The organism is Candidatus Neomarinimicrobiota bacterium (assembly GCA_030743815.1).
Classification (GTDB): domain Bacteria; phylum Fidelibacterota; class Marinisomatia; order Marinisomatales; family S15-B10; genus UBA2146.
This window is the reverse complement of the sequence record JASLRT010000020.1, coordinates 1-4006: the sequence shown is the minus strand read 5'-3', so window position 1 is coordinate 4006 and position 4006 is coordinate 1. Positions and strand designations below refer to the sequence as shown.

Below are 4006 nucleotides of genomic sequence, written 5' to 3'. Positions count from 1 at the left end.
TAACAGCAGAAGTTTCAATAGTCTCTCCCTCTGCAGGTCCTTCTGAAATCAGCACCTCAGGCGGATCGTAGTCTGGGTTATCAGGATCTAGCGGGTTATCAGCTACCGGTTCCAGCTTTTCGCAGGTGAAGAAAAACAGAGCTGCAGACAGCATGAGTAGAAGTTTTACTCTTGGCCTATTCATCGGGTATTCCATTGAAGAACCAGGCATCAAGCGTATTGGCAATCCAGGTAGCCCCCAGAACAACACCGTATACGACCAGCTGCGCCTTTACGTCATTAACGGTATTCACCTGGTCCTGGTAAATCTCCCAGGTGGCTGCAATATATGCAGGGTCGGTAGCATTCTGGTAATCCTGCTGATAGTCCTCCATCAGTGAATGCTCTTCTTGATAATTGCTATTAGCACCGTTGAGCACGGCTGCCAGTCCAACCGATGCCACCATGAATATTAATCCCTTTTTGGAGTTATCACTGTAGAACTGACCTGAACCAGGGATCAAGGTAGACAGCACTCCTGTGGTCACCTTCGATTTAGGACTGAGAAGCAAATCCACCTTCACATCTTCAATCTCCTTAATCTCGAAGGAAGATTGCTCCGTTGAATACTTGGGTGCCTTTGCGGTCACTGTGTATGTCTGGCCAAAGGGCAGCGTCAAATTGCCGGATGATATCTCGGTAACCTTGCCATTGATAGTGACCGTTGCTAACGAAGGGTAGACAGTAAAGTACGCCGGAACCATCACAGGTTTATTAACTACTTTTACAACAGCAGCCCTCCGGTCACCGATTGAAACCTTCTGCGTCAGATCTTGGTATCCGTATTCCTTGATGGTGAAGGTATAGTCCCCCTCACCCAATGACAGCTGCTTACTGCCGATACCTTCATAAATCTCGTCTCCAAAGTGAAAATCAAACTTCTGCCCCGGTCTGGAAGCCAAAATGGATAACGTACCAGCTTTCCAAATAAGGGGAATAGAAATTTCGGTCATGCCGTCTGCTTCAATTGTATACTGTCCTGTGTAGTCCCTGAATCCACTCTTTCTCGCCGCAAAGCTATGCTGTCCCGGTTCCAGGTCCGACAGGGTTAGAGGTGTAGTTCCCTTCACCTCCCCGTTCACCAGGATGGTTACATTCTCCTCCTGAGATGTGAAAAGAGCTGATCCAACTGCAGGTGGTGGTGGTATAATAGGCTTGACTATCTTGGCTCCGCTCAGGCCAGCTGCAACCTCACCCATGGATTCAGTCAACAGTGTTTCAATGGGGCAGGGACAATCCAAAGACTGCTGAGACAGAATTTTTCCCGTTTTAACATCAATCATCCTTGCTGAAATAGTATAAATCGTACCAATCTTACCAATAGATCCTCCTACCATCAGTTCGACACCAACCAACTTTCCAACTTCAACGATACATTCATCAGAAACGCAACCCGTCTGTTGAAATCCCTGTTCCTGTAAGATTTCCTCCATAGCGGAACGGTCTACAACGTTGAATGCACCTATTTTAAGCAACTCTGTTCGTAAGCGGTCAGACAGTATTCGAGCTTCTGACCCAGTTATATTTTCGGCGTCGAACTGGAGTATAGCTATATTGGTCTTCTGGGTATAAAGAGGGGTTGTTAACGCTACAGCGAGAAGGAGAAATAGTACTATTTTAAGTTTATTCATCCTATGACTATTCATACTACTCCAATATAAATGAAATTTACTTGATAGTACACACTTTAACAACACGGATACCTGCCGTGACAATAGTCAGAATAGGATGTGATCTGAACTACATTTTGAAAAGCAACAATCGATTCTCTCCTTGATTTCCTGAAGAGGTCAATCTATTTTCTCGCCACTCATTATGAATAATTCCAACACATCCCTCCCCGAGATCACCCTGAAAGCAGTCATCCTCGGAATTTTACTTTCCGTGATCCTGGCCGGTGCTAACGCTTATCTGGGACTTTTCGCCGGTATGACCGTCTCCGCCTCCATTCCGGCAGCAGTGATATCCATGGGTGTGTTGCGCATGTTCCGCAGGTCAAACATCCTGGAGAACAACATCGTCCAGACAGCAGCCTCCGCCGGGGAATCGCTGGCTGCGGGAGTGATATTTACCATCCCGGCTTTGGTATTACTCGGCTATTGGCAGACATTTGATTATGTAGAAGTCGCCAAGATTGCGGCCATTGGCGGAGTCATCGGTGTGCTGTTCACCGTCCCGTTGAGAAGAGCTTTGATCATTGTTGCCAAGCTAAAATATCCGGAAGGAATCGCCACGGCTGAAGTGTTAAAGGCAGGTGAAGAAGCCAAATCAGGACAGAGTGAAGAGTCAGTCGGCGGAATTAAAATAATCGGAATCGCTGGACTTGTAGGCGGTGTCATGAAGCTGTGTCAACAAGGTTTTGCCATGTGGCATGCGGAAGTGGCCGGAGCAGCAGTATTGACTGCCTCACGAGCAGGGAAGCCCATGTTCAGCTCAATTTTTGGACTCGGTACAGACCTCTCTCCTGCTCTGATATCGGTGGGCTACATCGTCGGTAGAAATATCGGAATTGTAGTCGTGGCCGGCGGGTTGATTTCCTGGGCTGTAGCAATTCCAATCTACTCCGCAATTAATGGATTCGAAGGTGACGCTTTAGAATCAGCTTGGACTATCTGGAATACCAAAATTCGATATCTGGGCGTAGGCGCAATGGTCGTAGGCGGAGTCTGGTCGCTCATCAAATTATTTAAACCGCTCATTATCGGTCTTAAGACAAGCTTGGAAGCGATCCGCCAGCGGAAATCCGGTGCTAATCTTTCTCGCCAAGAGATGGACTTGCCAATCAATTATGTGGGAGTGGGACTGCTGGTTCTGCTGATCCCGGTGTTCCTGCTTTATCTCGGAATCATAGAGTCCGCCGGCATTGCAGCTCTTTTGACAGTGGTTATGATGATCTTCGGATTTCTTTTCTCTGCTGTCGCTTCCTACATGGCGGGAGTAGTAGGTTCTTCCAACAATCCCATCTCCGGCGTTACAATCGCCACAATACTCTTTTCTTCGCTCCTGCTTTTAGCGCTTCTCGGAGCAGGTTCCCCTGTGGGTGCCGCCGGTGCAATCATGGTAGGAGCAGTTGTCTGCTGCGCGGCAGCTATCGGCGGTGATAATATGCAGGATCTGAAAACCGGTCACATTGTCGGTGCGACACCGTGGAAACAACAGGTCATGCAGATCATAGGTACGCTCAGTGCCGCAGTCGTACTGGGATTGGTCTTAGATATTCTGCATACGGCTTATACGATTGGATCTCCCGCACTCTCAGCACCTCAAGCCACCTTGATGAAATCCGTGGCGGAAGGCGTTTTTACTGGCAGTCTGCCCTGGACGTTCGTTTACATTGGCGCAGTCATTGCTGTTATCATCATCCTGATTGATATTCGGCAGGAAAAAGCAGGTTCCGATTTTCGAGTGCCGGTATTGGCCGTGGCAGTAGGAATCTATCTTCCCATTACATTAACGGTACCTATCTTCATTGGCGGAATGATAAATCACCTAGGCAAAAAAGCAAGAGCCTCTAAAGGTGACAATAAAAAAGGACTGCTTTTGGCTTCAGGACTGATAACCGGAGAAGCTCTCATGGGAATTCTGGTAGCCGTTCCTATTTTTATCAGCAATAACAAGGACTGGTGGCCCCATTTCGAAGGTTTTGAACTGATTGGACCGGTAGCCTTTATAGCCGTGGTTTACTGGCTCTACCGATCCGTTTCCAGATAAAATTATGAAAATCACATTAGCACTGCTTAAACGACTACCTAAAGTGGAACTCCACTGCCATCTGGACGGCTCACTTCGTGTACCCACAATCATTGATCTGGCTGAAAAGCAGAAAGTCGAGCTTCCGTCTAATGACATAGATCAGCTCACCAAGATCCTCACAATCGGTAAAAAGCGTGGCACACTTGAAGAGTACTTAAAGAGATTCGAGATTACGCTGAGTGTCCTCCAGACGCCGGAAGCTCTTGTCCGTGTG

4 protein-coding genes are annotated in these 4006 nt (G+C 47.6%); 2 read left to right on the top strand and 2 right to left on the bottom strand.

What is annotated here, in order from left to right; translation table 11 throughout:
• Together QF669_01780 and QF669_01775 are read right to left on the bottom strand one after the other, a co-directional pair.
• Nucleotides 1–184: hypothetical protein (locus QF669_01780; GenBank protein ID MDP6456174.1), on the bottom strand; the 184-nt coding region annotated here is incomplete at its 3' end.
• Nucleotides 177–1670: a PEGA domain-containing protein gene (locus QF669_01775; protein ID MDP6456173.1), complete on the bottom strand. Its 1494-nt coding sequence runs from the start codon at nt 1668–1670 to the stop codon at nt 177–179. The genes QF669_01775 and QF669_01780, both read right to left, overlap by 8 nt.
• A 184-nt stretch (nt 1671–1854) precedes the next feature.
• On the opposite strand from QF669_01775, the gene QF669_01770 reads away from it, so the two are divergent.
• Complete coding sequence (locus tag QF669_01770) at nt 1855–3750, top strand: oligopeptide transporter, OPT family (protein ID MDP6456172.1); 1896 nt, start codon at nt 1855–1857, stop codon at nt 3748–3750.
• Nucleotides 3751–3754: 4 nt separating this feature from the next.
• Nucleotides 3755–4006: adenosine deaminase (locus QF669_01765; protein ID MDP6456171.1), on the top strand; the 252-nt coding region annotated here is incomplete at its 3' end.